Annotated in this window: 23 protein-coding genes and 2 tRNA genes; 9 read left to right on the top strand and 16 right to left on the bottom strand. The window is 69.3% G+C overall.

Annotated elements, in window-relative coordinates; all coding sequences use genetic code 11:
- Positions 1-13 precede the first annotated feature (13 nt).
- From AC0L6F_RS01340 to AC0L6F_RS01330, 3 genes are read right to left on the bottom strand one after another with little or no spacing between them, the layout of a single operon-like run.
- On the bottom strand, positions 14-439 hold the full coding sequence (locus AC0L6F_RS01340) for an MFS transporter (protein WP_473539928.1): 426 nt from the start codon (positions 437-439) through the stop codon (positions 14-16).
- 28 nt (positions 440-467) lie between these two features.
- Entirely contained in the window at positions 468-692 is a 225-nt protein-coding gene (locus tag AC0L6F_RS01335) for a hypothetical protein (protein WP_259611852.1), read from the bottom strand.
- Position 693: 1 nt separating this feature from the next.
- A complete protein-coding gene (locus AC0L6F_RS01330) occupies positions 694-1290 on the bottom strand; it encodes a winged helix-turn-helix domain-containing protein (RefSeq protein ID WP_274635668.1) in 597 nt (198 codons plus the stop codon).
- A gap of 85 nt (positions 1291-1375) precedes the next feature.
- Between AC0L6F_RS01330 and AC0L6F_RS01325 the strand changes: the two genes are divergently transcribed.
- Positions 1376-3415 carry a M3 family metallopeptidase gene (locus tag AC0L6F_RS01325; RefSeq protein WP_473538910.1) on the top strand — a complete coding sequence of 680 codons (2040 nt, stop codon included), beginning with the start codon at positions 1376-1378 and terminating at the stop codon, positions 3413-3415.
- Positions 3416-3425: 10 nt separating this feature from the next.
- Positions 3426-4058: a class I SAM-dependent methyltransferase gene (locus AC0L6F_RS01320; protein ID WP_259611850.1), complete on the top strand. Its 633-nt coding sequence runs from the start codon at positions 3426-3428 to the stop codon at positions 4056-4058.
- Between the two features lie 2 nt (positions 4059-4060).
- Here AC0L6F_RS01320 and clpX read toward each other — a convergent pair whose 3' ends face one another.
- The 5 genes from clpX to AC0L6F_RS01295 all read right to left on the bottom strand — a co-directional run bounded on the left by clpX (position 4061) and on the right by AC0L6F_RS01295 (position 8659).
- Positions 4061-5332, bottom strand: a complete 1272-nt coding sequence (gene clpX, locus AC0L6F_RS01315) for an ATP-dependent Clp protease ATP-binding subunit ClpX (RefSeq protein ID WP_274635670.1) — start codon at positions 5330-5332, stop codon at positions 4061-4063.
- A gap of 167 nt (positions 5333-5499) precedes the next feature.
- Positions 5500-6174 (bottom strand): ATP-dependent Clp protease proteolytic subunit, encoded by a 675-nt coding sequence (locus tag AC0L6F_RS01310; protein ID WP_259611849.1) that lies wholly within the window; start codon positions 6172-6174, stop codon positions 5500-5502.
- 20 nt (positions 6175-6194) lie between these two features.
- The gene (locus AC0L6F_RS01305; RefSeq protein WP_274635671.1) at positions 6195-6779 is read right to left on the bottom strand and encodes an ATP-dependent Clp protease proteolytic subunit; all 585 of its coding nucleotides are present in this window, start codon (positions 6777-6779) and stop codon (positions 6195-6197) included.
- Between the two features lie 233 nt (positions 6780-7012).
- Positions 7013-8512 carry a trigger factor gene (gene tig, locus AC0L6F_RS01300; RefSeq protein ID WP_473538909.1) on the bottom strand — a complete coding sequence of 500 codons (1500 nt, stop codon included), beginning with the start codon at positions 8510-8512 and terminating at the stop codon, positions 7013-7015.
- A gap of 73 nt (positions 8513-8585) precedes the next feature.
- Positions 8586-8659: transfer RNA gene (locus AC0L6F_RS01295), tRNA-Pro, on the bottom strand.
- Positions 8660-8773: 114 nt separating this feature from the next.
- On the opposite strand from AC0L6F_RS01295, the gene AC0L6F_RS01290 reads away from it, so the two are divergent.
- A tRNA-Gly gene (locus tag AC0L6F_RS01290) sits at positions 8774-8847 on the top strand.
- Between the two features lie 335 nt (positions 8848-9182).
- Here AC0L6F_RS01290 and AC0L6F_RS01285 read toward each other — a convergent pair.
- Both AC0L6F_RS01285 and AC0L6F_RS01280 read right to left on the bottom strand, forming a co-directional pair.
- On the bottom strand, positions 9183-9716 hold the full coding sequence (locus tag AC0L6F_RS01285; protein WP_473538908.1) for a gamma carbonic anhydrase family protein: 534 nt from the start codon (positions 9714-9716) through the stop codon (positions 9183-9185).
- Between the two features lie 17 nt (positions 9717-9733).
- Positions 9734-11875, bottom strand: coding sequence for an acyltransferase family protein (locus AC0L6F_RS01280; RefSeq protein WP_473538907.1), 2142 nt, complete (start codon positions 11873-11875; stop codon positions 9734-9736).
- Positions 11876-12026: 151 nt separating this feature from the next.
- Between AC0L6F_RS01280 and AC0L6F_RS01275 the strand changes: the two genes are divergently transcribed.
- On the top strand, positions 12027-12512 hold the full coding sequence (locus tag AC0L6F_RS01275; protein ID WP_259611846.1) for a Dps family protein: 486 nt from the start codon (positions 12027-12029) through the stop codon (positions 12510-12512).
- A 68-nt stretch (positions 12513-12580) separates the two neighbouring features.
- Here the strand turns inward: AC0L6F_RS01275 and AC0L6F_RS01270 are convergent, their stop codons facing one another.
- The 6 genes from AC0L6F_RS01270 to AC0L6F_RS01245 form a co-directional block, all read right to left on the bottom strand.
- Positions 12581-13357, bottom strand: coding sequence for an HNH endonuclease signature motif containing protein (locus AC0L6F_RS01270; RefSeq protein ID WP_473538906.1), 777 nt, complete (start codon positions 13355-13357; stop codon positions 12581-12583).
- Complete coding sequence (locus AC0L6F_RS01265; protein ID WP_473538905.1) at positions 13354-13980, bottom strand: DUF222 domain-containing protein; 627 nt, start codon at positions 13978-13980, stop codon at positions 13354-13356. The genes AC0L6F_RS01270 and AC0L6F_RS01265 overlap by 4 nt, the downstream gene beginning before the upstream one ends.
- Positions 13981-14203: 223 nt before the next feature.
- Entirely contained in the window at positions 14204-14845 is a 642-nt protein-coding gene (locus tag AC0L6F_RS01260) for an FMN-binding negative transcriptional regulator (RefSeq protein WP_274635677.1), read from the bottom strand.
- A 20-nt stretch (positions 14846-14865) separates the two neighbouring features.
- Positions 14866-15867 carry an Fpg/Nei family DNA glycosylase gene (locus AC0L6F_RS01255; RefSeq protein ID WP_473538904.1) on the bottom strand — a complete coding sequence of 334 codons (1002 nt, stop codon included), beginning with the start codon at positions 15865-15867 and terminating at the stop codon, positions 14866-14868.
- Positions 15867-16364: a ribose-5-phosphate isomerase gene (locus AC0L6F_RS01250; protein ID WP_473538903.1), complete on the bottom strand. Its 498-nt coding sequence runs from the start codon at positions 16362-16364 to the stop codon at positions 15867-15869. Before AC0L6F_RS01250 ends, AC0L6F_RS01255 begins: the two co-directional genes overlap by 1 nt.
- Before the next feature lie 9 nt (positions 16365-16373).
- Positions 16374-18299, bottom strand: a complete 1926-nt coding sequence (locus tag AC0L6F_RS01245) for a BCCT family transporter (protein WP_473538902.1) — start codon at positions 18297-18299, stop codon at positions 16374-16376.
- 267 nt (positions 18300-18566) lie between these two features.
- Between AC0L6F_RS01245 and pepN the strand changes: the two genes are divergently transcribed.
- From pepN to AC0L6F_RS01220, 5 genes are all read left to right on the top strand, one after another.
- Positions 18567-21116: an aminopeptidase N gene (pepN, locus tag AC0L6F_RS01240; protein WP_473539927.1), complete on the top strand. Its 2550-nt coding sequence runs from the start codon at positions 18567-18569 to the stop codon at positions 21114-21116.
- Positions 21117-21243: 127 nt separating this feature from the next.
- Positions 21244-22170 (top strand): ABC transporter ATP-binding protein, encoded by a 927-nt coding sequence (locus tag AC0L6F_RS01235; RefSeq protein ID WP_259611843.1) that lies wholly within the window; start codon positions 21244-21246, stop codon positions 22168-22170.
- Positions 22167-23009 (top strand): ABC transporter permease, encoded by an 843-nt coding sequence (locus tag AC0L6F_RS01230; RefSeq protein WP_473538901.1) that lies wholly within the window; start codon positions 22167-22169, stop codon positions 23007-23009. The genes AC0L6F_RS01235 and AC0L6F_RS01230 overlap by 4 nt, the downstream gene beginning before the upstream one ends.
- A gap of 15 nt (positions 23010-23024) precedes the next feature.
- Complete coding sequence (locus AC0L6F_RS01225; protein ID WP_473538900.1) at positions 23025-24296, top strand: sensor histidine kinase; 1272 nt, start codon at positions 23025-23027, stop codon at positions 24294-24296.
- Positions 24293-24937: a response regulator transcription factor gene (locus AC0L6F_RS01220; RefSeq protein WP_473538899.1), complete on the top strand. Its 645-nt coding sequence runs from the start codon at positions 24293-24295 to the stop codon at positions 24935-24937. Before AC0L6F_RS01225 ends, AC0L6F_RS01220 begins: the two co-directional genes overlap by 4 nt.
- Positions 24938-24975: the final 38 nt, after the last annotated feature.

The following is a 24975-nucleotide window of genomic DNA, read 5'->3' as shown; positions in this document are numbered from 1 at the left end:
CCGGCGAGATCCCTCAGACGGCCGCTTCGACCTCTGCCCCGGCCTGTCGGGTTCCCGCCGTGACCAGCCGCCACCAGATGATCGTCGCCATCGCCATGACGGCCCCGGCGAGCAGGAACGGCAGACGCAGATCGATGCGGGCGACGAATCCGCCGGCAAGCGTTGCGACCGGGAACAGCCCCCACGTCAGGGTGCGGTTGATGCCGAGCACGCGACCGAAGAGCGGACGCGGCACGATCTGCTGACGCAGCGCGCCCCATGGCACGTTCCAGACCGAGACGCCGAACGCCATGACCGCGTATGCGGCCACCGCTGTGACCACGCCGGGCGCCAGTCCGACCAGCAAACAGAAGATGCCGACCGACAGGTTGGCCACGGCCATCACGATCCCGCGTCCGAAGCGCGCCACGATGCGCGAGGCGATCAGCGATCCCGCCAGAGCAGGCGGTCACGCGGTGCCACACTGCTCACCGGTACAGCGAGGACCGAGCCGCGTCGGCGCCGTAGGCGCGCCGCTGTGCGACGGGGTCGAAACCCTGCGCGATCCGCTCGGCTGATTGCTGGCGGCGTGCCATCCGGCGGTGCGCGGATGCCTCGAGCAGGTGTGCGCCGGACAGCAGCATCCTCTCCACAACCGTCGGCGGTGCCAGGTACGGGCGGGCGGGAACGGCTCGGGTGGTCATGCCGGTCATGTCAGTGCCCCTCCTCGGGAAGCGGGAAGACGTCGGCGCGGATCGTGACCGTGCGCACGTCGTCTCCCTTCTGGTCTCGGTACTTCTCGACGAATTCGTCGATGACGCTCATCATGCGGTGGGCAAGTTCGCCCATCTGCTCGGGCGTGAGATGCGCGGTCGCGGTGTTGATGCTGGCATCCGGCTCATCCCGCTCGGGGTTCGCGATGCCCTCGGCGATGTATGTCATGAGCTGCTCGTGGCGCCGGTTGAAGAACTCGGTCATGACGACTTGAGTGGCCGCGCGCCCGGACGGCGTCTTCAGTCCCTCGGGGCTGCCGAACGACACTGCGCCGCGCGGCCGTTCCCACCAGCGCTCGCGAGCGTTTCCGCGACCCTCGGCCTCTTGAATCAGCCCGTGCTTGGCCAGAGCCCTCAGGTGGTAGCTCGTGGCGCCGCTGGACTCGCCCATCATCTGCGCGAGGCTCGACGCTGTCTGCGGACCGTACTGCGACACGATGTCGTAGATGCGCACGCGCAGCGGATGCGCGAGAGCGCGCAGTGCGCTCCCCTCGATGACGCGCGGGTCGTCACGTCCCTGCATCTTGTTCTCGCTCATGACTGCAAAGATACCTTTGCGAACGATCCTTTGCAACCATTTCTTTGCAATTGAATCTTTGCGTTCGGAGACTAGGCTGGATCTCATGACGGATGCCTCGGCCAACCCCCTTCTGCTCCCCAGCCGCCTTCCCTACCAGCTGCCCGATTACGCACACATCCGACCCGAGCACTATCTGCCCGCGTTCGAGCTCGCCTTCGACGAACACCTCCAGGAGATCGCCGCCGTGACGCGGGTCCGATCCATGCCCACGTTCGAGAACACGATGGTGCCGTTGGAGACCAGTGGCCAGCTTCTCGGCGATGTCGCTCGAGCGTTCTACACGGTGTCATCGGCCGACGCCACCGACGCGATCCAAGAGATCGAAGAGAAGCTTGCGCCGCTCATGGCGGCCCATGAAGACGCGATCCAGCTGGACTCAGCGCTGTACGGGCGCATCAAGACGCTGCACGACGGGCTCGACACGCTCGAGCTCGACGACGAGCAGCGCTATCTCGTGCAGCGCTGGTATCGCGAGATGACGCACGCGGGGGCGGGCCTGGACGACGGTGCGAAGAAGCGCCTGACCGAGCTGAACACGCAGCTGTCGACGCTGACGACGGCCTTCGACAAGAACCTGCTGGCCGACACGAACGAGCTGGCCGTCGTCTTCGACGACGCGGCGGAGCTGGCGGGACTCAGCGACGGCGAGCTGTCCGCCGCGTCGCAAGCAGCGACCGATCGCGGCCTGGAGGGGAAGTACCTCGTCACCCTCGTGCTCCCGACGGGGCATCCGTACCTGTCGTCGCTGACCGATGGCAGCGCGCGCGAGCGCATAATGACGGCATCCCGCGCCCGCGCATCTCGCGGCAACGACCACGACAATCGCGCGACGCTGCGGCAGATCGTGCGCCTGCGGGCGGAACGGGCCGAACTGCTCGGCTACGCCTCGCACGCCGCCTATGTCACCGCCGACGAGACCGCCGGCACGCCCGAGGCGGTGCACGACCTGCTTCGTCGCCTGGCTGTTCCGGCCGCGCACAACGCGCGTCGCGAGCAGGAGGCTTTGGAATCCTCGGCCGGCTCCGAGATCTCGGCCGCAAACTGGGCGTTCTACACCGAGAAGGTGCGGCAGGCCGAGTACGCCATCGACACCGCCGCGCTGCGGCCGTGGTTCGAGGCCGAGCGCGTGCTGCGCGACGGCGTGTTCTTCGCCGCGACGAAGCTGTACGGCGTGACGTTCACCGAGCGGGACGATCTTCAGGCGTACCACCCCGACGCGCGCGTGTTCGAGGTGCGCAATGAAGACGGGTCGCCGCAGGGTCTGTACATCCTGGATCTGTACACGCGCGACACCAAGCGCGGCGGGGCCTGGATGAATGCGATCGTCGACCAGTCCGCGCTGCGCGGCACCCAGGCCGTCGTGGTGAACAACCTCAACGTGTCCAAGCCGGCGTCCGGTCCCACCCTGCTCAGCCTGGACGAGGTGAACACCCTGTTCCACGAGTTCGGGCACGCCCTGCACGGCCTGTTCGCCACCGTCACCTTCCCGCACTTCGCCGGCACCGACGTGTTCCGCGACTTCGTCGAGTTCCCCAGCCAGGTCAACGAGATGTGGATGCTGTGGCCCGAGGTGCTGGCCAACTACGCCCGGCACCTCGAGACGGGCGAGCCGCTGCCGGCCGAGGTCGTGGAGAAGCTGCACGCGTCCGAGGCGTTCAACCAGGGATTCGCCACCAGCGAGTACCTCGCCGCGGCCTGGCTCGATCAGGCCTGGCACTCGCTCTCGCGGGATGCCGCGGCCGCAGACCTGGATGTCGCCGGGTTCGAGGCATCCGCCCTCGCCGACATCGGGCTCGACAACCCGGCCGTTCCCACCCGCTACTCGTCGACGTACTTCCAGCACGTCTTCTCGGGCGGCTACAGCGCGGGCTACTACTCCTATATCTGGAGCGAGGTGCTCGACGCCGATGCGGTCGAGTGGTTCAAAGAGAACGGCGGACTCACCCGGGCGAACGGCGATCGCTTCCGCGAGAAGCTGCTGGGTGTGGGCGGGTCGAAGGACCCACTCGAGGCGTATCGCGACTTCCGCGGCCGGGACGCCGAGATCGCGCCGCTGCTGAAGCGGCGCGGGCTGGACGGATAGCGGGTCCGCCATGAGCGCGTCCCCCGACAGCCGCGTCGCCGCGATCCGCGATGCGTTCGACGCCCGCGCGGCGGACTACGACGAGAACGCGATGCACCGCGCGCTGGCCGCATCGGTCGCGCGATTCGCCCGCGTGACGGAGGACGGTTCGGCGCTGGATGTCGCGACCGGCACCGGACTGGCCGCCCGTGCGCTGGCCGCGCTGCACCCCGGCCTGTCGATCACGGGTGTCGACGTCTCCCCCGGCATGCTGGCGGTCGCGCGCACCGCGCTTCCGTCCGCCCGGTGGGTGGAGGCCGATGCCGCGGCGCTGCCGGCCGCCGAGGCATCCGCCGATCTCATCACGTGCGTCACGGCCCTGCACCTGTTCGCCGCCCCGCAGCGGGCGATCGCGGAGTGGGCGCGGGTGCTGCGCCCGGGCGGCCGCGCGGTCACGGCGACGTTCGTCAGCGGCGGCCACCACGGCCCGCACACGGCGGAGCACCATCCGGTCGACGTGCCCTATCCGCGGGACCACGACTCGTTCGCCACGCCCGAGCGGCTAGAGGAGTTCTACCGTCCGGCCGGCCTGCGCATCGCGCGTATCGCGACCTGGGTGCGCACCGACGACCGGATGCTGATCGCGGAGGCCGTTCGCGCCTGAGCTCAGGCGCTCTTCTTGCGCTTCTCCCGCAGCACGAGCGTTGGTGCGGCGCCCTCGTCGACGGCGGCACGGGTTACGACGACCTTGTCGACATCCTCGGTGGAGGGGATCTCGAACATGATCGGGCCGAGCACGTCCTCGAGGATCGCGCGCAATCCGCGGGCACCCGTCTTGCGCTGCACCGCGAGATCGGCAATCGCCTCGAGCGCGTCGCGCTCGAACTCCAGCTCGACGTCGTCCAGCTGGAACATCCGCTGGTACTGCTTGACCAGGGCGTTCTTCGGGGTGGTCAGGATCTCCATCAGCGCATCGCGATCCAGCGGCGACACCGAGGCGACCACGGGCAGACGGCCGATGAACTCGGGGATCAGCCCGAACTTGTGCAGGTCTTCGGGCTGGACCTCGCCGAACAGGCTCAGGTCCTCGTCCTTGCGGTGCAGCGCTGCGCCGAAGCCGACACCGTGCTTGCCGACGCGGGCCGAGATGATGTCTTCAAGACCGGCGAACGCGCCCGCGACGATGAACAGGACATTGGTCGTGTCGATCTGGATGAACTCCTGGTGCGGGTGCTTGCGCCCGCCCTGGGGCGGCACAGAGGCGACCGTCCCCTCGAGGATCTTCAGCAGCGCCTGCTGCACGCCCTCGCCGGAGACATCGCGGGTGATCGACGGGTTCTCGGCCTTGCGGGCGATCTTGTCGACCTCGTCGATGTAGATGATGCCGGTCTCGGCGCGCTTCGTGTCGAAGTCGGCGGCCTGCAGCAGCTTCAGGAGGATGTTCTCGACGTCCTCGCCGACGTACCCCGCCTCGGTCAGCGCGGTGGCATCCGCCACGGCGAACGGCACGTTCAGGCGCTTGGCGAGGGTCTGGGCCAGGTAGGTCTTGCCGCAGCCGGTCGGTCCGAGCAGCAGGATGTTGCTCTTGGCCAGCTCGATCTCTTCGGCGCGCTGCTCGGCCGACTGGATCGTCGAGTGCGCGCGCACGCGCTTGTAGTGGTTGTAGACGGCCACGGCCAGGGCGCGCTTCGCGTCGTCCTGCCCGACGACGTACTCCTCGAGGAACGCGAAGATCTCCCGCGGCTTGGGCAGATCGAACTCGGACACGGTGCCGTCGCCGGACTCGGCCATCCGCTCTTCGATGATCTCGTTGCACAGCTCGACGCACTCGTCGCAGATGTACACGCCGGGGCCGGCGATGAGCTGCTGTACCTGCTTCTGGCTCTTTCCGCAGAAGGAACACTTGAACAGGTCCGCGCTTTCGCCGATACGTGCCATGTGCCAGGCCCCTCCTCGTCTGCTGCGGGCTGCTGCCACCCGCGTGTTCCGAGCCTAATCGCAGGCGGCGACATCCGTCCGCATTGCGGCACGATCGGCGCCCGATCCGCCCACAGCAGAGGCCCCGCCACCCGGTGCGGGAGGCGGGGCCTGTGCAGCGATGCCGACTACGCGCCGATCGCGCTCTGCCCGCGCTTGCGGGTGGTGAGCACCTGGTCGACGAGCCCGTACTCAACGGCCTCGGTGGCCGACAGGATGTTGTCGCGGTCGATGTCCTTGTTGACCTGCTCCTGCGTGCGGTTGGTGTGCTTGGCCAGGGTCTCCTCCAGCCAGGTGCGCATCCGCAGGATCTCGCGTGCCTGGATCTCGATGTCCGACGCCTGCCCCTGACCGGCCTCGCCGACGGCGGGCTGGTGGATGAGGATGCGGGCGTTCGGCAGGGCCAGTCGCTTGCCGGGCGCGCCGGCGGCCAGCAGCACCGCCGCCGCGGAGGCGGCCTGGCCGAGCACGACCGTCTGGATCTGCGGCGACACGTACTGCATGGTGTCATAGATCGCCGTCATGGCAGTGAACGAGCCGCCGGGCGAGTTGATGTACATGATGATGTCGCGGTCGGGGTCCTGGCTCTCCAGGACCAGCAGCTGCGCCATCACGTCGTCGGCCGACGCGTCGTCGACCTGCACGCCGAGGAAGATCACGCGGTCCTCGAACAGCTTGTTGTACGGGTCCTGGCGCTTGTAACCGTAGGCGGTGCGCTCCTCGAACTGCGGGAGGACGTACCGGCTGCCGGGCATCTGCAGGCCGCGCGGCGCGGCGGGAAGACCGAAAGAGGGGGTGGTCATGCGAATGTCTCCTTCGTCTCTCACTTGGTCGTTCCGCCGCCGCCGTGCACGTCTTCGGCGTGCTCGCGCATGTGGTCGACGAAGCCGTACTCGAGCGCCTCGTCGGCGGTGAACCAGCGGTCGCGGTCGCCGTCGATGTTGATCTGCTCGACCGTCTTGCCGGTCTGCTGGGCGGTGATCTCGGCCAGGCGCTTCTTCATGTCCAGGATGAGCTGGGCCTGCGTCTGGATGTCGCTGGAGGTGCCGCCGAAGCCGCCGTGCGGCTGGTGCAGCAGCACACGCGCGTTCGGCGTGATGTAGCGCTTGCCCTTGGTGCCGCTGGTCAGCAGCAGCTGGCCCATCGAGGCGGCCATGCCGATGCCCACGGTCACGATGTCGTTCGGGACGAACTGCATCGTGTCGTAGATCGCCATTCCCGCGGTGATGGAGCCGCCGGGCGAGTTGATGTAGAGGTAGATGTCCTTCTGCGAGTCCTCGGCCGCGAGAAGGAGGATCTTCGCGCAGATCTCATTGGCGTTGTCGTCGCGCACCTCTGATCCCAGCCAGATGATGCGGTCCTTCAGCAGTCTGTCGAAGACACTCGTCGCGACAAGGGGTTCAGCCATTCCTGCTCCTGATTCGGTTGCGTGAGTTCGAATCTACCGGCGCGCGCTGCCCGACCAGGCCCTGTTCGCCCTCGGCAGAGCGAGCGGCGGCCTCGGGCATCGTCGCCGAGCGCGGCATCCTGCCAGACGGCATCCACCCGTCGCTGCCACTCGTGGAGACCGATCGCCATGGCTCGTGCCTCCCCGGACGACGAAGGGCGGACGACCGCAGTCGTCCGCCCCGATGCCGTCGTCTACTCGGCGTCCTTCTTGGGCGCTGCCTTCTTGGCGGCGGGCTTTTTCGCAGCCGGCTTTTTCGCGGCCGGCTCGTCCGCGGTCGCCTTCTCGGCGGCGGGCTTCTTGGCCGCCGCCTTCTTGGCCGGTGCCTTCTTCGCGGGAGCGTCAGCAGCCGGGGCGTCGGCCTCCGGGGCGTCGGCCCCGGCGGCGTCGTCGGCCGCGGCATCCACGCCCTCGTCCTCGGTGGCGATGAACCCGGTCAGGTCGACCGGCTTGCCCGTGGTGTCGACGACGTTGACCTTGCCGAGCACGACCGCGAGGGCCTTGTTGCGGGCGACCTCGCCGACCAGCACCGGCAGCTGGTTGTTCTGCTGCAGGACCTCGACGAACTCCTGCGGCGCCATGCCGTACTGCGCGGCAGACTGCACGATGTACTGGGTGAGCTCATCCTGCGAGACCTGCACGTCGTTCTGCTCGACGATCTTGTCCAGCAGCATCTGGGTGCGGAACTGCTTCTGGCTGGCCTCGGTCACCTCGGCGCGGTGCTCGTCGTCCTCCAGCCGTCCTTCCTGCTCGAGGTGTTCGCGCACCTGGTCTTCGACGAGCTGGTCCGGCACGGGGATCTCGACCTTGGTCAGCAGCTCCTCGACGAGCTTGTCGCGCGCCGCCGAGCCCTGCTCGAACACGGCCTGCTGGCCCACTCGCTCGGCCAGCGACTCGCGCAGTTCGGCGATGGTGTCGAACTCGCTGGCGATCTGGGCGAAGTCGTCGTCGGCCTCGGGCAGCTCGCGCTCCTTGACGCCCTTGATCGTGACGGCCACCTCGGCCTCTTCGCCGGCGTGGTCGCCGCCGATGAGCTTCGAGCGGAACGTGGTGTCCTCCCCCGCCGTGAGCGACTCGATCGCCTCGTCGATGCCCTCGAGCAGCTCGCCCGAGCCCACCTCGTACGACACGCTCTCGGCGCGGTCGATCTCGGCATCGTCGATCGTGGCCACCAGGTCGAGCTCGACGAAGTCACCGGTCTTGGCCGGACGGTCGACCGTGATCAGCGTGCCGAAGCGGCCGCGCAGCCGGTCCAGCTCAGCATCCACTGCCGCCTCGTCGGTCTCGACCGCGTCGACCGTGACGGTCGTGCCGGCGTAGTCCGGCAGGTCGAACTCGGGGCGGACATCCACCTCGATCTCGACCTTGAGGTCGCCGGAGAAGTCCTTCTCGTTGGGCCACTCGATGATCTCGGCGTTCGGGCGGCCGACGGTCTTGACCTCGTGCGCGGTCACGGCCTCGCGATAGAACCCGTCGAGCCCCTCGTTGACGGCGTGCTCGATGACGGCGCCACGGCCGATGCGCTGGTCGATGATCGGCGCGGGGACCTTGCCCTTGCGGAAGCCCGGGACCTGAACGTCCTGAGCGATGTGCTCGTACGCGTGCTTCACACTCGGCTTCAACTCGTCAGGCGTGACGCTGATGTGGAGCTTGACGCGCGTCGCGCTGAGCTTCTCGACGGTGCTCGTGACCATGCCTTATTCGTTCTCCTCTGGTTTCCGCACGCGAACGTGGCGGCTGAAGGTCGGGGTCTGTGGGGCCGTGACGTCGGGGCGACAGGATTTGAACCTGCGGCCTCCCGCTCCCAAAGCGGGCGCTCTACCAAGCTGAGCTACGCCCCGGGGCGCGTGGCGCTGAAACGGCCTGAAGGAGTCTACCGGACGCGCCTGTGACCGCGTGCGCGGAGAGGATGCGCGGTATCAAGTACACTTTCCGAGGTGCGTTCGCGCGCCCTCGGGGATGTAGCTCAATGGTAGAGCCTCAGTCTTCCAAACTGATCACGCGGGTTCGATTCCCGTCATCCCCTCCACTGCCTCTCGATTGCTTCGCCGCCTCGCCGATGTGCGTATGTCCCGCTGCGCGTGCGGGCACTGCCGCCGCGGTCGGTCGCCGCGCCGCCCGCTGGCCTCGCCCGCCGCCCCGCCCGCCGCACTCGCCCGCCGGCCTCCGCCGCACTCGCCCGCCGGCCTCGCCCGCCGGCCTCGCCCGCCGCACTCAGCCGCCCTCCAACCCGCCGAATGAACATCAAACTCGCGACTCCACATCAAAACGGGCCGAAATTCATGTGCACTCGGCCAGATCGTACGATCCCGGCGAGGAGGAGAGGGCGCAGGGGAAGGACGCGCGGAGACGGCGCGACGCGGGTCAGGCAGGGCGCGCATCGCGATGCGCGGCCGAGTGCTCGCGATAGATCAGCGCGTTCCGGGTCAGGCCATCGCGCTCCTCGTCGGTCAGCTCGCGCCGCACCTTGGCCGGGACGCCGGCGACGAGCGAACCGGCCGGGATGTCGGAGTTCTCCAGCACCACGGCTCCCCCGGCCACCAGGCATCCTTCGCCGATCCGGGCGCCGTTCAGGACGACCGCGCCCATCCCGATCAGCGAGCCGTCGCCGATCGTGCAGCCGTGCACCACCGCATTGTGGCCGACCGAGACATCCCGCCCGATCACCACGGGCGATCCGGCATCCACGTGCACCGAGACGTTGTCCTGCAGGTTGCTGCCCGCGCCGATCGTGATGGTGTCGCCGTCGGCGCGCAGCACGGCGTTGTACCAGACGCTCGCGCCCTCTTCGAGCCGCACGGCGCCGACGATGCGTGCGCCGGCCGCCACGAACGCGGACTCGTCGATCTGGGGCTGCGCCTGGCCGACGGACAGGACGGATGCTGCGGAATCGATCATGCTTCGACCCTATTGCGTCATCCGGCCTGGCCGAGGGCCTCCTTGACGGCGGCGGTGTACCACGGCTGAAGCGTGTTCACCCACGTCACCGTCAGGTGGTCCTGGTCGCGGTACAGGTTCGCCCCGCCCACCACCGGGAAGCACGTCGTGTCATCGCAGTAGGCATCGGTGAAGTCGAGCAGGGTAACTCCCGGCACGCCCTCTGCTGCGGCCTTCACCGGGTCATCCGCGACCAGGCCGCTGCTGCGCGGTTCGGTGCAGTCGGACTGCGCGCGGATGCGCAGGCACTTGTTCGGGTCGGTCTCCCACACCGGGTTGTCCACGACCGTGATGATCTTCGCACCGCGATCAAGCTCGGGCTTCCACGCGGCGCGGTAGCCGGCGACCGCGGCGTCGTGCGCCGAGGGGTATCCGGCGGACGAGTACGGGGTGGTGGCCAGGGATGCCGTGAAGATGACATCCGCCTTCAGCTTCGCCAGACGTTCGTCCACGGCGGTCCGCCACTGGGTGCACGCGTCGCCGAACGCCCCCGGCGTCGACAGCGGCGTCGTGTTCCACGGGCAGGCGCCCTTGAAGAACGTGATCAGGCGCCAGCCGTTGCTCTCGGCCATCCGCTGGAACGTCGGCAGCAGCTGGTAGGCGTGGCTGTCGCCGATCAGCACGACCTGGGGCGCGCCCTCCTTCTCCGAGCCGAACGTGCATTCCTCCGGCCGCGCGTTGTTGAGCTGCACGAAGCACCGGTCGCTGTGCGGCGTGTCGGCGCCGGCGAAGCCGGGAGCGGGAAGGATCGTCGAACCGAAGTCGGTGCCGGCGCACGACGGGTCCAGCACCACGGCCGCACCGAAGCAGTCCGGCGGGTTGTCGCGCACCTGCTCGATCGCCTGCACTCCCGCCCGGTAGGCCGGGGCGTTCACGGCCCAGGCGGCACCCGCCGTGCCGGCCACCAGCACCATGGCCGCCAGCGACGCCAGCAGCGACACGCGGGCGCGACGGCTGGTCAGCGCCTTCCACCGGCGCACCGGGTCCTCGACGAACCGCTTGGTCAGCCAGGCCACGACGAAGCAGATCACCAGCAGCGCGACGCGGTGGTAGATCGTCAGCCCCCAGAACGGGACGGACGGCGCGATGATGATCAGCGGCCAGTGCCACAGATACAGCGAGTACGAGATGTCGCCGGTGAACTGCGCCGGCTTCCAGGAGAGCACCCGCGTCGGGTACCACCAGCGGTCGGTGTTGGATGCCGCGATGATGGCCGCCGCACCGAGGGCCGGCAGCGCCGCCGCATAGCCGGGGAAGACCGTCTGCCCGTCGAAGCGGAACGCCGTGTACAGCAGGGCGAGGATCCCGCCCCAGCCGAGGACGAAGCTCAGCCACTTGTTGCGCACGTGCAGGGCGGGCACGAGCGCGACGATGCCGCCGAGCCCGAACTCCCACATCCGGCCGAACGTCACGAAGTAGGCGGGTGCCGGGTTGGTGATCGTGAACACGACGCAGAAGATGAAGGATGCCACGGACACGACGGCCAGGGTCGCCACGACGGTCGCCCGCAGACGGCCCTTCACCCAGCGCACCACGAGCCATGCCGCCAGCAGCATGAGCAGCGGCCACATCACGTAGAACTGCTCCTCCAGCGACAGCGACCAGTAGTGCTGGACGGTGGTCGGACTGCCCGAGTGGCCGAGATAGTCGGCCGAGTTCAGCGCCAGATACCAGTTCTCCACGTAGAATGTGGAGGCGGTGATCTCCTTCACCTCGTTCTGCAAGGCCGAGGTCGGCATGATGTACGGGGACATCACCGCCACCGCACAGAACAGCAGCACGAGCAGGGATGCCGGCAGCAGGCGCCGCGCGCGGCGCGCCCAGAACTGTCCCAGGCGCACGCCGCCGGTCAGGGTCAGCTCGCGCCACAGGTGGGCCGTGATCAGATAGCCGGAGATGACGAAGAAGACGTCCACGCCGACGTAGCCGCCGGGCAGCCGTCCCGGCCAGAAGTGGTAGAGCACGACCAGGAGCACCGCGATCGCGCGCAGCCCCTGCACATGCGGGATGAACCGCGACGGCTCGGAGTGTTCCGGGGAGCGGTCGCGGCGCAGGCGGGCACGCGGTCGCGCGGGCGCTTCGAGGTCCTGCGGTCCGAGGTCGTGGTCAGCGGATGGCACCCCTCGACGGTAGTCGCTCGGAGCCGTCATCCCCGCATCATCCGGACCGCGCGTCGGGCCGGTAAGCACAGCCTGCGCTTGCTTGCGGAATGTCCAGGCCTCGGTAGCGTTGACCCTGATGAGTTCGTCTTATCGAGATGGAGGCCACGAGATGACCAGCACGAAGACCACACCGACCGCCGCAGTCGACCCGACCGTCGCGGCCGGCTCCGCCCAGTTCCTCACCCCGGTCGCGCTGGGGCTGCAGGCTCTGGCCGTGAACGGCAAGCAGGCGCATTGGAACGTGCGCGGGGCGAACTTCATCGCGATCCACGAACTGCTCGACTCGGTCGTGACGCACGCGCAGGGCTGGGCCGACGAGGCCGCCGAGCGCGTGGTCGCCCTCGGTCTGCCCATCGATGCCCGACTGACCACCGTCGCCGAGAAGGTCGCCGCCACAGAGGTGGGCGCCGGATTCACCCCCTGGGACGACATGGTGCGCAGCGTCATCGCCGACATGGACCTCGTCATCGCCGACCTGCAGGCCGCGATCGACGGGCTCGACGAGATCGACCTGACCAGCCAGGACATCGTCATCGGCATCAAGGCCGGCATCGAGAAGGACCGCTGGTTCCTCGTCGCACACCTCGCGGCGTAGACACCGCCGCTTCAACGAAGGACGCCCCCGACTCGGGGGTGTCTTTCGTTGAAGCCCCGGTGCGGCGTTCAGAAGGGCGCAGGGTCGCGGGCGAGGGCGTGCCTGTGTCGTGGCTCGTCGGCGATCAGCGCGATGGGTTCGAATCTGACGGTGCCGGGTGGTCGGGTGTGGTGGATGCGTCCGGTGGGGGCGGTCCATTCCAGGATCCCGCCCGGCAGCTGGATGACGACCCAGTCGGTCTCGTGCTTCAGGGTGTGGTGGCGTTTGCACAGGTGTGCCAGATTGCACAGGCACGTGGTCCCGCCGTCCGCGTACGCGAGGGTGTGGTCCACATCGCATTTGTGGGCGGGGCGGCGGCAGCCGGGGAACCGGCAGTGCTCATCCCGCACCCGCAGCAACAGCCGCTGTCGCTTCGAGGGCCGGTACCGGGCCACACTGGTCGGGACCCCGGTGCACGGGTCGGTGAACACCCGGGTCCACGCCCGCGCCGCCCCGGCCAGGTCCCGGGCGACCTCGTCATCGATCGCCCCGAACCCGACCACCTCACTGCCGCCGACGGTTTCGCCGGTCAGCGTGCTGGCCGGGATGGTGACCTGCACGGTCCCGACGATCGCCCCGAGGTTCTCTCTGGCCTGTTCGGTGGCACCGTGCCCATCGGGCACGTTGGTCAGCAGCAGATCACTGAACACGTCCGCCATGATCTGCGACCGCGTCCGCTCATCAACCACCACCTCCCCAGACCCGTCACCGTCGCCGGCACCGGCAGCAGCGGCTGCTTCGGATTCTGCGCGGTCGGTCTGGTTCTGTGTGAACAGTTGGTCGGCGATCTCGGTGATCCGAGTCACGATTCCCACACCCTGGGTGGTGGGCACGTCCGCGGTGACCCGGCAAGCCCCGGCTCCAACTCCCGCACCGTCACTTTCCGCCGTTTCACGGCGTCCCGCACCCGCCGCTGGGTGCCTTCCGGGTCCAACCGTGACACCAGCCCGGACAACGCCGGCCGCAACTGTGCCGGGGTCAACTCCCCCGCCATGTCCAGGGCGACCGCCTCGTACTCCCGACGCACCTGATCGTCTTCGATCACCGCACCGGTCTCACCGATCAGGGTCGCATGCTCCGGAGAGATCCGGCCCTCGCTTGCCTGACACAGGGTCTCGAAGAACCGGTGCACCAGGGTCCATCCCATCGACACCTTACGGGCCACCTGCCACTCACTCAGATGCAGCGCCGCGGCCAGTTCAGCGAACAGCTCCCGCATCCCCCACTGCGACGACGAGGTGACAGCCCCGTCCCCCGCCTGGGCGGCGCGTTCCTGCTCTCGCCGCACCACCAGCCCGGCCGCACGCTCGAAGAAGAACATCTCCGCCGCAAACGCCCGCGCCCCCAGCATCCGCGACTCCGTCAGATCCTCGACCAGATCATCCACCTCACACAGCACCGGAGACAGACCCGCAGATGATGCCGACATGAGCGAAACCTCCGGTCCGATCCTCGAGTGAACTCCTCCCAGTGTATCGAACACAGCTACTATGCGTCAAGGGATATAACGGCACTATTTCGCGGAAGCTGTCCGGAGTTACGCCGCGTCCAACTCGTCACCAGCTCCGCCCAGAGGCGAACAAAGAGTCGGGTGAGATGACCCGCTCCCCCGCATCCCGCCGTGGGCGAGATCCGCCGAGTGCCCGAACCGGCTACCCGCGATTCCGGGTCAGGGCGTCGTGGGCGCGGCGCATCTCGGCCGCCAGCGCGGGCTGGGCGTACGCGCCGTCACCGGACAGCTCGGCGATGATGGTCTCCACGACCTCCGCCGGCTTGTTCTGACTGAGCTTGCGCTTGCCCACCACACGGGTCGGGGTCAGCCGGAAGCCGACCGTCCCCCGCGCGAGGCGCTCGACGTACTCGGGGTCGTTCGGCGGCTCCCACATCAGCCGCGGCTGCGGCAGCCGTGTCTCGAAGTGCCGGACCAGCCGGTCCAGCACCCGGCCGTTCTCCTGCGCACTGAGGATCTCGGGCACGCCGGACAGATGCGCGGAGACGAAGTTCCAGGTCGGCACCGCGGTGCCGCCGCCGTACCATCCGGGCGAGACGTAGCCGTGCGGGCCCTGCACCACGACCAGCAGTTCGCGCTCGCCCAGCCCGTGGATCAGATCGTCCGGGCGGCCGACATGGCCGACGATCGTGAGGTCGTCGCGGTCCTCGTCCAGCAGCACCGCGTAGTGGGAAGCCACCAACCCGTCCTCGGTCTGACTGACCAGGGTGGTCCACGGGTTGCGCTCGATCAGCCGGCGGATCTCGGCGACGTCGGTCATGGCGAAGCTCGGGTTCTGGCGCATGTGGCCAGCCTAGGCGCGCGTCAGGCCTGGCAGTGCGGGCACCAGTACAGCTTGCGCGCCGCGGCCTCCTCCACCACGATCGCCGTGCCGCACACCCGGCACGGCAGTCCCGCGCGGTGATACACCCAGTGCCGGTCGTCGCGGCTGGCCATCGCCTTGCGGTAGGCGTCCGGGTCCAGGTCGTCCATGGTCATCATCTGACCGGTCTCGACGCCGATCGACAGCAGCCGTACCCAGTCGCGCCACAGGCCCCGGACGATCTCCTCGGGCACGTCGCGCCCGGGCGTGTGCGGATTCTGCCGCGCGCGGAACAGCAGTTCTGCCCGGTACACGTTGCCGATGCCGCTGACCACGCTCTGATCCATCAGCAGCAGCCCGATCGGCGTCGGCTTGCGGCGCACGACGGCGGTGAAGCGCTCCTCGCCCTTGTCGGGGTCGCCCGCCAGCGGATCGGGTCCGAGCTTCGCGATCGTGGCGAGCATCTCATCCGGGGTCTGCACCTGGCACGCGGTCGGTCCCCGCAGATCGGCGCAGGTCAGGTCGGTCAGCAGGCGCAGGCGCACCTGTCCGACTACCGGCGGCGGCCATTGGGCGCCCTCGTCGCCGAGCCCCCGGGTCTGCTCCGACATCCGCACGTGCACCCGTGCGCGGCGCGGCGCCCCGATGGAGGTCATCGAGTTCTCACCCGCGGCATCCCACACCGGTTCGTCCGGCAGGACGGTGCCGCGCTGATTGGTCTGGCCCATCCGGCCGTTCGCCGACGCGATCGTGGGGTCCACCACGATCTCGCCGGCGAAGTCCCACGCCCCGTACATCCCGAGATGCACCCGCAGCCACAGCTCCTCGTCGAATTCGAGGAACATCTGCTTGCCGACGGCCTTGACCTCGGTGGCGGTGCGCCCCGAGATCAGCGTCGCGCCCTCGACGAAGCGGCCCTGCGGGCTGGATGCCGCGACCTGCTGTCCGACGAAGTTGCGGTCGAACTGTCGCGCGATGCGGTGGACCGAATGCCCCTCGGGCATCAGACGGAGCCGGCCGCGCGCGGATCGGGCTGCAGCGAGCCGTCCTGTTCGAACGCCCGCAGCTGCGCGATGCGGCGGGCGTGGCGCTCCTCGCCCGAGAACGGCGTCGCGATGAAGCGGTCGATGAAGGAGGCCGCCTCCTCGAACGTGTGCTGGCGGGCGCCGATCGCGATCACATTCGCGTCGTTGTGCTCGCGCGCGAGCTCTGCGGTCGCGATGCTCCACACCAGGGCCGCGCGGATGCCGGTGACCTTGTTCGCCGAGATCTGCTCGCCGTTGCCCGAGCCGCCGAACACGACGCCGAGCGTGGAGATGCCCGCCTCCTGGTCGCGAACGACCGCCTGGGCGGCGCGGATGCAGAACGCCGGATAGTCGTCGAGCGCGTCGTACTCGATCGGCCCGTGGTCGATGACCTCGTGGCCCTGGTCACCCAGGTGATGCTGCAGGCGGGTGGAGAACTCGAGGCCGGCATGGTCGGTCGCGATGTGGATGCGCATGCCTCAATCCTACGGATGCCCGCCATCCTGGTCGTGCCCGCCATCCTGGTCGTGAACGCGCCGTCCGCGCTCGCGGCGAAACCGACCGGATGAGAGGGCGCCGTCGCCGGAGGCCGTGTGATCGGCCCGCTCCGGGCCCCGGGGCTGGATCCGTCCGGGGTCGAGAGTCCGCGTGACGTCCTCGGCGTCCACGACGCCCAGCTCGGACGTGGCCGATGTGTACCACTCGGTCAGCTGCGGATCCCCAGTGTCCAGCCAGGCGCCGGCACCCTCCCCCTCGGCGACGTGCATCGAGTCGAACGCGAAGTCGTCACCGTGCTCCGCGATCCCGGCCCGCACGCCCTGCGCGATGGCGGCCCGGGCGAACTTGGCCCGGAGCACGTAGGGGTCCACGCGCAGCTCCTTGGCCCAGGCGATCATCACGCCGATGACGATGAACGCGAACGGCAGGGCCGAGACCACCATCAGCGACTGCAGGCCGTTCAGCGCCTGCGAACCGCCGAGCACCATGAGCGTCCCGGCCACCGCGCCCATCAGCACACCCCAGGTGAGCGTCACCCACCGGTCCGGCTCGGGTTTGCCGCGCTGGCTCATCGAGCCCATCACAAGCGAGGCCGAGTCTGCCGACGTCACGAAGTACACGACGATCGAGACCATCGCCACGACCGCGGTCACCGCGCCCGCGGGCAGGTTGTGCAGCACTTCGAACAGAATGTCCTCCGGATGCGAGGCCTGCGAGACCTTCAGCCCGCGCTGCTCCATGTCCATCGACGTGCCGCCGAGGATCGTGAACCAGAGGAAGCACACCGAGGCCGGGATGAACACGACGGCGGTCACGAACTCCCGCAGTGTGCGACCGCGCGAGATCTTCGCGATGAAGATGCCCACGAACGGCGACCACGAGATCCACCACGCCCAGTAGTAGGTCGTCCACGACGCCATGAATTGAGAGGAGGCGTCGCTCTGCAGCGCATTGCGCGAGGCCATGGTCCACAGCTCTCCGAAGAACTCGGCTGCGCCCGAGGGGATCAGGGTGAGCAGCAGAAGCGTCGGACCGACCAGGAACACGAACACCGCCAACGCGCCGGCGATGAACATGTTGAGGTTGGAGAGAGCGCGGATTCCCCGTTTGACCCCGGACACGGCCGAGATCACGAACAATCCGGTCAGCACCGCGAGGATCGCCACCAGAACGCCATTGCCGAGCGCGCCGGCCCCGGTGACCAGCTGCAGTCCGCGGCCGATCTGCAGCGTGCCGATGCCGAGCGAGACGGCCGTGCCGAACAGGGTGACGATGATCGCGAAGATGTCGATGACCGCCCCCAGCCAGCCCTCCACCCTCTTGCCGAACATGGGCGCGAAGATGGCCGACATGAGCGGTGCTCGACCGCGGCGATAGGCCCCATACGCAATCGCTCCCCCGACGAGCGCGTAGAAGCCCCAGGCGAGCGGCCCCCAGTGGAACATCGTCTGGGCCAGTGAGACCTGCATCGCCCGAGTGGAGTCGGGCTGGACGGCGATCCCCGGCGGCGGCGAGGTGAAGAATGTCAGCGGCTCGTACGGGCCGTAGAACAGCAGTCCTATCCCCATGCCGGCCGAGAACAGCATGGCGATCCACGACATGGTCGAGAACTCGGGCTTCTCGTCATCCGCCCCGAGGCGAACGCCGCCGGTGCGACCGTAGGCGAGCACGAGCATGTAGACGAGCACGACCAGCACGAGGCCCGAGAAGAGCCAGCCGAAATTGTCGGTCTCCCATTGCAGCGCAGTGGCGCCCACATCCCGGAGCACCTCGGGGGCCACGAACGACCAGACGACCACAATCAGGACCAGTCCGCCCGCGATGCCGAACACCGTCCAGTTCGTCCCGAATCGGCGTCCCGTCTCCTCGACTCCGATCCCCGGGATCAGCGCCGGGTGGATGCTCTCGGTCATTCCCGACGGATGCAGTGGCGTCGTGAGCATCCCGCGCCCGCGTGCACGCGCCGATCGTCTGCCAGCATCCATCTGTGCCACACCTCCGGTCCCGCGGCGTCTGCGCGAGCTCGTGCTGATCACGGTACTGACTCGGGCCCCGCGCCGACAGGGGAACGTGCGCAGGCGGATCAGATCACGCGCCGAACGCTTAGGCTGGGTGGGTTGTCGCCGGTGCCATCAGCGCCGGCCGCGGCATCCATCGACCCCTACCACGGGAGCAACGCAGTGCCTGGAGAGAACCTCACCCGTATCGAGGCGCAGCAGCGCCGCGCTGTCGTCGACACGCAGGAGTATGACGTCGTCCTCGATCTGACGAAGGGGGCCGAAGTCTTCTCGTCGACCTCGACCGTCCGCTTCACCTCGACGGAGGGGGCGTCGACCTTCATCGATCTGATCGCCCGCGAGGTCCACTCGATCACCCTGAACGGCCGGGCGATCGACCCCCAGGTCGCCTTCGCCGACTCGCGGATCGCGCTGGACGGACTGACGGCGCAGAACGAGCTGATCGTGGTCGCCGACTGCCTGTACACGAACACGGGCGAGGGTCTGCACCGCTTCGTCGACCCGGTCGATGGCGAGGTCTACCTCTACTCGCAGTTCGAAGTGCCCGACTCGCGCCGCATGTTCGCCGTGTTCGAGCAGCCGGATCTGAAGGCGGGCTTCCGGTTCACGGTGACCGCGCCGGCCGAGTGGACGGTCGTCTCCAACGCCCCGACCCCCGCACCGGTCCCGGCCGAGGACGGCGCGGCGACCTGGTCGTTCGAGCGCACCCACCGCATCTCGTCCTACATCACGGCGCTGATCGCCGGCCCCTACGAGGTCACCCGCTCCGAGCTGACCAGCGCCTCGGGTCGCGTCATCCCGCTCGGCGTCTATGCGCGCAAGAGCCTGTGGGAGTACATCGACGCCGACTACATCTTCGAGAAGACCCGCGAGGGCTTCGCGTACTACGAGTCCAAGTTCGACTTCCCCTACCCGTTCGCCAAGTACGACCAGCTGTTCGTGCCCGAGTTCAACGCAGGCGCGATGGAGAACGCGGGAGCGGTCACCTTCACCGAGTCGTACGTGTTCCGCAGCAAGGTGACGGATGCCGTCAAGGAGCGCCGGGTCGTCACGATCCTGCACGAGCTGGCCCACATGTGGTTCGGCGACCTGGTCACCATGAAGTGGTGGAACGACCTGTGGCTGAACGAGTCGTTCGCCGAGTGGGCCTCGACGATCGCCACCGCCGAAGCGACCGAGTGGTCCCGGGCGTGGACGACGTTCAACGCGATGGAGAAGAGCTGGGCCTACCGGCAGGACCAGCTGCCCTCGACCCATCCTGTGGTCGCCGAGATCAACGACCTGGAGGACGTACAGGTCAACTTCGACGGCATCACGTACGCCAAGGGCGGCTCGGTGCTCAAGCAGCTGACCGCCTGGGTCGGCATCGACGAGTTCTTCGCCGGCGTGGCCGCCTACTTCCAGAAGAACCAGTGGGGCAACACCGAGCTGGTCGACCTGCTCACCGAGCTGGAGACCACCAGCGGCCGCGACCTGGGCGCGTGGTCGCAGAAGTGGCTCGAGACGGCCGGCGTCAACACGCTCTCGCCGCTGATCGAGGACAACGCGGACGGCGTGATCACCCGGTTCGGCGTGGTGCAGACCGCCCCCGCCGACTACCCCACCATCCGCCCGCACCGCCTCGGGATCGGCTTCTACAACCTGGACGGCGACGCCCTGATCCGCGTGCATCACATCGAGCTGGACGTGGACGGCGACCGCACGGACGTGCCCGAGCTGAAGGGCCACAAACGGCCCGACCTGGTGCTGCTCAACGACGACGACCTCGCCTACGCGAAGATCCGCCTGGACGACCGGTCCCTGGCCACCGCGATCGCACACCTCGACAAGATCTCGGACCCCCTGGCGCGCTCTCTGGTGTGGGGCGCGGCGTGGGATCAGACGCGTGACGCCGAGTCGTCCCCGAGCGACTACATCGACCTCGTGCTCGGCAACATCGGCGCCGAGACCGAGTCCACGACGCTGCGCACGACTCTCGGCCAGCTGCTGCTGACGGCCAACAGCTACGTGGCGCCCGCGCACCGCGACGAGTCCCGCACCCGGGTGGCCGACGGCCTCTGGCAGCTCGCGCAGGCCGCCGAGGCCGGCAGCGACAGCCAGCTGCAGCTGGTGACGGCATTCGCCTCGGCGGCCGCCACACCGGCGCAGTGGGAGGATGTGCGGCGCCTGCGCGACGGGGAGGCCGACCTGGACGGCCTGCAGATCGACACCGACCTGTCCTGGCAGCTGCTGGTCTCGCTCGCCGCCGGCGGCAAGGTCACCGCCGCCGACATCGATGCGGCACTGGCCGCCGACAACACCGCCAAGGGCGGGGAGTTCGCCGCCCAGGCCCAGGCCGCACTGTCCACCCCGGCCGCGAAGCAGGCCGCGTGGGACCGGCTGGTCGTGGGCGACGATCTGCCGAACACCGTCGTCCGTGCGGCGGCCGCCGGCTTCGTGCACCCCGCCGGCGCGGCGCTGCTGGAGCCGTTCACAGCCCAGTACTTCGACATGCTGCTGCCGATCTGGAACGCGCGCACCTACCAGATCGCCAACTACCTGATCGGGGGGCTCTACCCGGCGCCGTTGGCCGACGTCGCGCTCCGCGACGCCACCCGGGCCTGGCTGGCCGAGCACGCCGACGCCCCGGCTGCGCTGCGGCGCCTCGTCGCCGAGAACCTGGCCGGCGTCGAGCGGGCTCTGACCGTGCAGGCCCGCGATCAGCAGGACTGACCGCCCCGCGGCATCCGTGTCAGGCACCCTGCCGGCGACGTGCGTCGTCCCGCGGTGCCGGTCCCATCCGGGAAGACGGCACCCCGGGCCGATGCGGGTCGCCGGTGACGGCCGCTAGCGTTCAGACATGATCACAGCAGAGCACCTCACGAAGAGATTCGGGGCGAAGACCGCGGTCGACGACGTGTCGTTCACCGTGCAGCCCGGAAAGGTCACCGGGTTCCTCGGGCCGAACGGCGCCGGCAAGTCCACCACGATGCGCATGATCGTGGGCCTGGACCGGCCGACCGCGGGCGCCGTCACCGTCAACGGCTCGCGGTATGCGGCCATGCGCGCCCCGCTCCGCGAGGTGGGGGTGCTGCTGGATGCGAAGGCCGTGCACACCGGGCGCACGGCGCGCAATCATCTGCGTGCGATGGCGGCCACCCACGGCATCCCGTCCCGCCGCGTGGACGAGGTCATCGAGCTGGCGGGCATCGCCTCGGTGGCCCGCAAGCGCGCCGGGAAGTTCTCGCTCGGCATGGGCCAGCGCCTCGGGATCGCTGCCGCCCTGCTCGGCGACCCGCAGACCCTCATCCTGGACGAGCCGGTCAACGGGCTCGACCCGGAGGGCGTGCGGTGGGTCCGGCAGTTCGTGCGGCGCGCCGCCGGAGAGGGCCGGACCGTGCTGCTGTCCAGCCATCTGATGAGCGAGATGTCGCAGACCGCCGATCGGGTCATCGTGCTCGGCCGGGGCAAGGTGCTCGCCGACGCGCCGCTGGACGAACTCGTCCGCTCCTGGACCGTGGCCACCACCCGGGTGCGCAGCCCGCGTGTGGCCGAGGTGGTGTCGCTGGTGGCCGGGTCATCGGTCACCGTCACCGCCACCGCCCCGGACACCGTGGAGATCAGCGGGGTCCCGGCCGCACGCGTCGGCGATCTGGCCGCCGAACACGGCATCCCGCTGCACGAGCTCACCCCGACCACCGGGTCGCTCGAGGACGCCTATCTGGCTCTGACCGAGCAGTCCGTCGAGTACGCGAGCGCCGACTACCCGACAGGAGACATCTCATGACCACCGTCACCGCTCCCGCCCCGGCACGTGTCCGCGCCGTCGACGACGTGCGACTGAGCTTTCCGCGCATGCTGAACAGCGAGACGATCAAGCTGCTCACGCTGCGGTCCACGTGGTGGTCGATCGCCGTCGTGGCCGTGCTGTCGGTCGGCCTCGCGGCGATCGTGGCCGCCTCCATGCGCGCCTCCTTCGCCTCGGCCCCCGCGGAGGCCCTCGACCTGCCGCGCATGCTCGCCTCGGCGGTGATCTCGCCGATCCAGTTCACGATGCTGCTGGCCGGCGCGCTGGGCGCGATCGCCATCACCGGCGAGTACTCGACGGGGATGATCCGCTCGACCCTGGCCGCCGAGCCCCGACGCGGGGCCGTCGTCGGCGCCAAGGCCATCGTCGTCACGGCCCTGATGGGGCTGGTGAGCCTGGCCGTGTTCGCGATCTCGACCATCCCGGTCGCCGCGATCCTCGGCACGTCGCCGATCGACATCGGCGACCCGGGCATCACGCTGCTGCCGATCCTCTACGGCGCGCTGGCCATGGCGGTGTTCGCCGCGATCGGGCTGTCGTTCGGGTTCGTGCTGCGCAGCGGCGCCGGCGCCATCGCCGCCACGGTCGGGCTGCTGTTCGTGCTGCCGATCGTGGGCAGCATCTTCCCCGCGGAGGGAGCGTGGAGCTGGCTCCACGACGCGGCGCAGTATCTGCCGATGTTCGCGGCGATGGTGGTCACCACTCCTCCGGGCGCCGAGGGGACGATGAGCGTCCCCGTGGCGCTGATCACGCTGGGCTGCTGGGTCGCCGCCGGGCTCCTGGGATCCTGGGCGGTCCTGCGATCCCGCGACGCGTAGCCGGATGTCCCCGGCATGACGAAGGCTGGTGAGCCGGAGGTCCGCATCCTCGAGGATGCGGACCTCCGGCTGCCGCGTCCGCCGGGCGTGATCCGACGGTTCTGGGCGCGGCATCCGCTGTTCACCGACATCCTGATCGCTCTCGCCTGCCTGCTGCTCGCCATCCCCGGCGCCACGAATGCGCGCCGCGTCGACTCCGCGGGTGCGGGCCCGGGCGCGGAAGCACCGTGGTGGGGAATCTCGCTGGTCATCGTCCTCCTGATCCTGGCCACCAGTGCCGCGCTCCTCGTGCGCCGGCGGGTGCCTCTGCTGCCGTTCGCGCTCGCGACGGCACTGCAGCTGACCACCATCGCCGCACCGCACGGTGCGGCCGTGCCGGCGCTGGTCGTGGCCACCTACGCGTTGGCCGTCTACGGCTCCAACCGCATCTGCGTGATCGCCGCCCTGGCCTGCACGGTGCTCGTGACGCTCGCCACCGCCGCCGCCCTCGCCGTGACCGACCCGGCGCTCGCGCTGATGTCGGCGCTGAACACGTTCTTCAACACCGGATTCTCGGTGCTGGTCGGCGCCCTGGTGGGCGTGAACATCGGGAACCGTCGCCGATGGATCGCCGCGATCCTGGACCGCTCCCGGCAGCTGGTGATCGAGCGCGACCAGCAGGCAGAGCTGGCGGCGGCGGCCGAGCGCGAGCGCATCGCGCGCGAGATGCACGACATCGTCTCGCACTCCCTCACCGTGATCGTCGCACTGACCGAGGGCGCCGGGGCGACCGCTGATCGCGACCGCGCCCGAGACGCGACGGATGCCGCGGCCGCTACCGCGCGGCAGGCGCTGAACGAGATGCGCACGATGCTCGGCGTGCTCCGCACCGACGGCGTCGCCTCGCCGCTGGCGCCGCTGGCCCCCGTGCCGCCGCAGGAGAGCGTCGCCGTCGCACAGCGTGCCGGATTCCCGGTGTCGCTGAGCACCACAGGTGAAGACCACGTCCCGGCGCCGATCGCGTACGCCGTCGGACGGATCGTGCAGGAGGGCGTGACGAACGCGATCCGGCACGCGCCGAACGCCTCGAGGATCACGGTGCGCGTCGCCTACGCGACCGACGACGTGACGGTCCGGATCGACAACGACGGCGTCCGGCCGGCATCGACGCCGCCGGGCTTCGGCCTGCGCGGGCTGGCCGAGCGCGCGGCCCTCCTCGGCGGCGAGCTCCGGTCCGAGGGCCGCGACGGCACCTGGCGCCTGCGCGCCCGCATTCCCATCCCGCATCCGGTCCAGGGGGACGCATGACCGCACCCATCCGCGTCGTGATCGTCGACGACCAGCAGCTCATCCGGGTCGGCTTCCGCCTGATCCTCGAGTCCGAGCCCGACATCGAGGTGATCGGCGAGGCCGGTGACGGCGCCGAGGCGATCGAGGTCTCGGCCCGAGACGCGCCGGACGTCGTGCTGATGGACATCCGGATGCCGCGCCTGGACGGCATCGAGGCGACCCGGCGGATCGTCGCCGCGCATCCCGCGACCCGCGTGCTGGTGCTGACCACGTTCGACCTCGACGAGTACGCGTTCGGCGCGCTGCAGGCCGGCGCCAGCGGATTCCTGCTCAAGGACGTCCCCCGCCACGACCTGGTCGCCGCAGTGCGCGCCGTGCACCGGGGGGACGCGATCCTCGCCCCGCGCGCGACCCGCCTGCTGATCGAGAGATACGCCGCCGCCCCGGTGCCCGCCGACCCCCCGACCGCGCTCACCGAGCGGGAGCGGGACGTGTTCACCGCCATCGGACGGGGCCTGACGAACGCCGAGATCGCGGCGGAGCTGTTCCTGAGCGAATCGACGGTGAAGACGCACGTCGGCCGCATCCTCGCCAAGCTCGACGCCCGCGACCGCGTGCACCTGGTGATCCTGGCCCATCGGATGGGACTGGCGCGCTGAGTGTCCAGGCGGCCCCGAGGCATCCGTCGTTAGGATCG

The sequence above is a fragment of the Microbacterium sp. G2-16M genome, from assembly GCF_055809115.1.
The sequence above is the reverse complement of the archived record's forward strand: the minus strand, read 5'-3'. Positions and strand labels throughout refer to the sequence as shown.

Bases quoted from the DNA above. Each gene is read 5' to 3' on its own strand.
- AC0L6F_RS01335 (WP_259611852.1), bottom strand. From the start codon at position 692: ATGACCGGCATGACCACCCGAGCCGTTCCCGCCCGCCCGTACCTGGCA.
- AC0L6F_RS01330 (WP_274635668.1), bottom strand. From the start codon at position 1,290: ATGAGCGAGAACAAGATGCAGGGACGTGACGACCCGCGCGTCATCGAG.
- AC0L6F_RS01325 (WP_473538910.1), top strand. From the start codon at position 1,376: ATGACGGATGCCTCGGCCAACCCCCTTCTGCTCCCCAGCCGCCTTCCC.
- AC0L6F_RS01320 (WP_259611850.1), top strand. From the start codon at position 3,426: ATGAGCGCGTCCCCCGACAGCCGCGTCGCCGCGATCCGCGATGCGTTC.
- clpX (WP_274635670.1), bottom strand. From the start codon at position 5,332: ATGGCACGTATCGGCGAAAGCGCGGACCTGTTCAAGTGTTCCTTCTGC.
- AC0L6F_RS01310 (WP_259611849.1), bottom strand. From the start codon at position 6,174: ATGACCACCCCCTCTTTCGGTCTTCCCGCCGCGCCGCGCGGCCTGCAG.
- AC0L6F_RS01305 (WP_274635671.1), bottom strand. From the start codon at position 6,779: ATGGCTGAACCCCTTGTCGCGACGAGTGTCTTCGACAGACTGCTGAAG.
- tig (WP_473538909.1), bottom strand. From the start codon at position 8,512: ATGGTCACGAGCACCGTCGAGAAGCTCAGCGCGACGCGCGTCAAGCTC.
- AC0L6F_RS01285 (WP_473538908.1), bottom strand. From the start codon at position 9,716: ATGATCGATTCCGCAGCATCCGTCCTGTCCGTCGGCCAGGCGCAGCCC.
- AC0L6F_RS01275 (WP_259611846.1), top strand. From the start codon at position 12,027: ATGACCAGCACGAAGACCACACCGACCGCCGCAGTCGACCCGACCGTC.
- AC0L6F_RS01265 (WP_473538905.1), bottom strand. From the start codon at position 13,980: ATGTCGGCATCATCTGCGGGTCTGTCTCCGGTGCTGTGTGAGGTGGAT.
- AC0L6F_RS01260 (WP_274635677.1), bottom strand. From the start codon at position 14,845: ATGCGCCAGAACCCGAGCTTCGCCATGACCGACGTCGCCGAGATCCGC.
- AC0L6F_RS01255 (WP_473538904.1), bottom strand. From the start codon at position 15,867: ATGCCCGAGGGGCATTCGGTCCACCGCATCGCGCGACAGTTCGACCGC.
- AC0L6F_RS01250 (WP_473538903.1), bottom strand. From the start codon at position 16,364: ATGCGCATCCACATCGCGACCGACCATGCCGGCCTCGAGTTCTCCACC.
- AC0L6F_RS01245 (WP_473538902.1), bottom strand. From the start codon at position 18,299: ATGACCGAGAGCATCCACCCGGCGCTGATCCCGGGGATCGGAGTCGAG.
- AC0L6F_RS01235 (WP_259611843.1), top strand. From the start codon at position 21,244: ATGATCACAGCAGAGCACCTCACGAAGAGATTCGGGGCGAAGACCGCG.
- AC0L6F_RS01230 (WP_473538901.1), top strand. From the start codon at position 22,167: ATGACCACCGTCACCGCTCCCGCCCCGGCACGTGTCCGCGCCGTCGAC.
- AC0L6F_RS01225 (WP_473538900.1), top strand. From the start codon at position 23,025: ATGACGAAGGCTGGTGAGCCGGAGGTCCGCATCCTCGAGGATGCGGAC.
- AC0L6F_RS01220 (WP_473538899.1), top strand. From the start codon at position 24,293: ATGACCGCACCCATCCGCGTCGTGATCGTCGACGACCAGCAGCTCATC.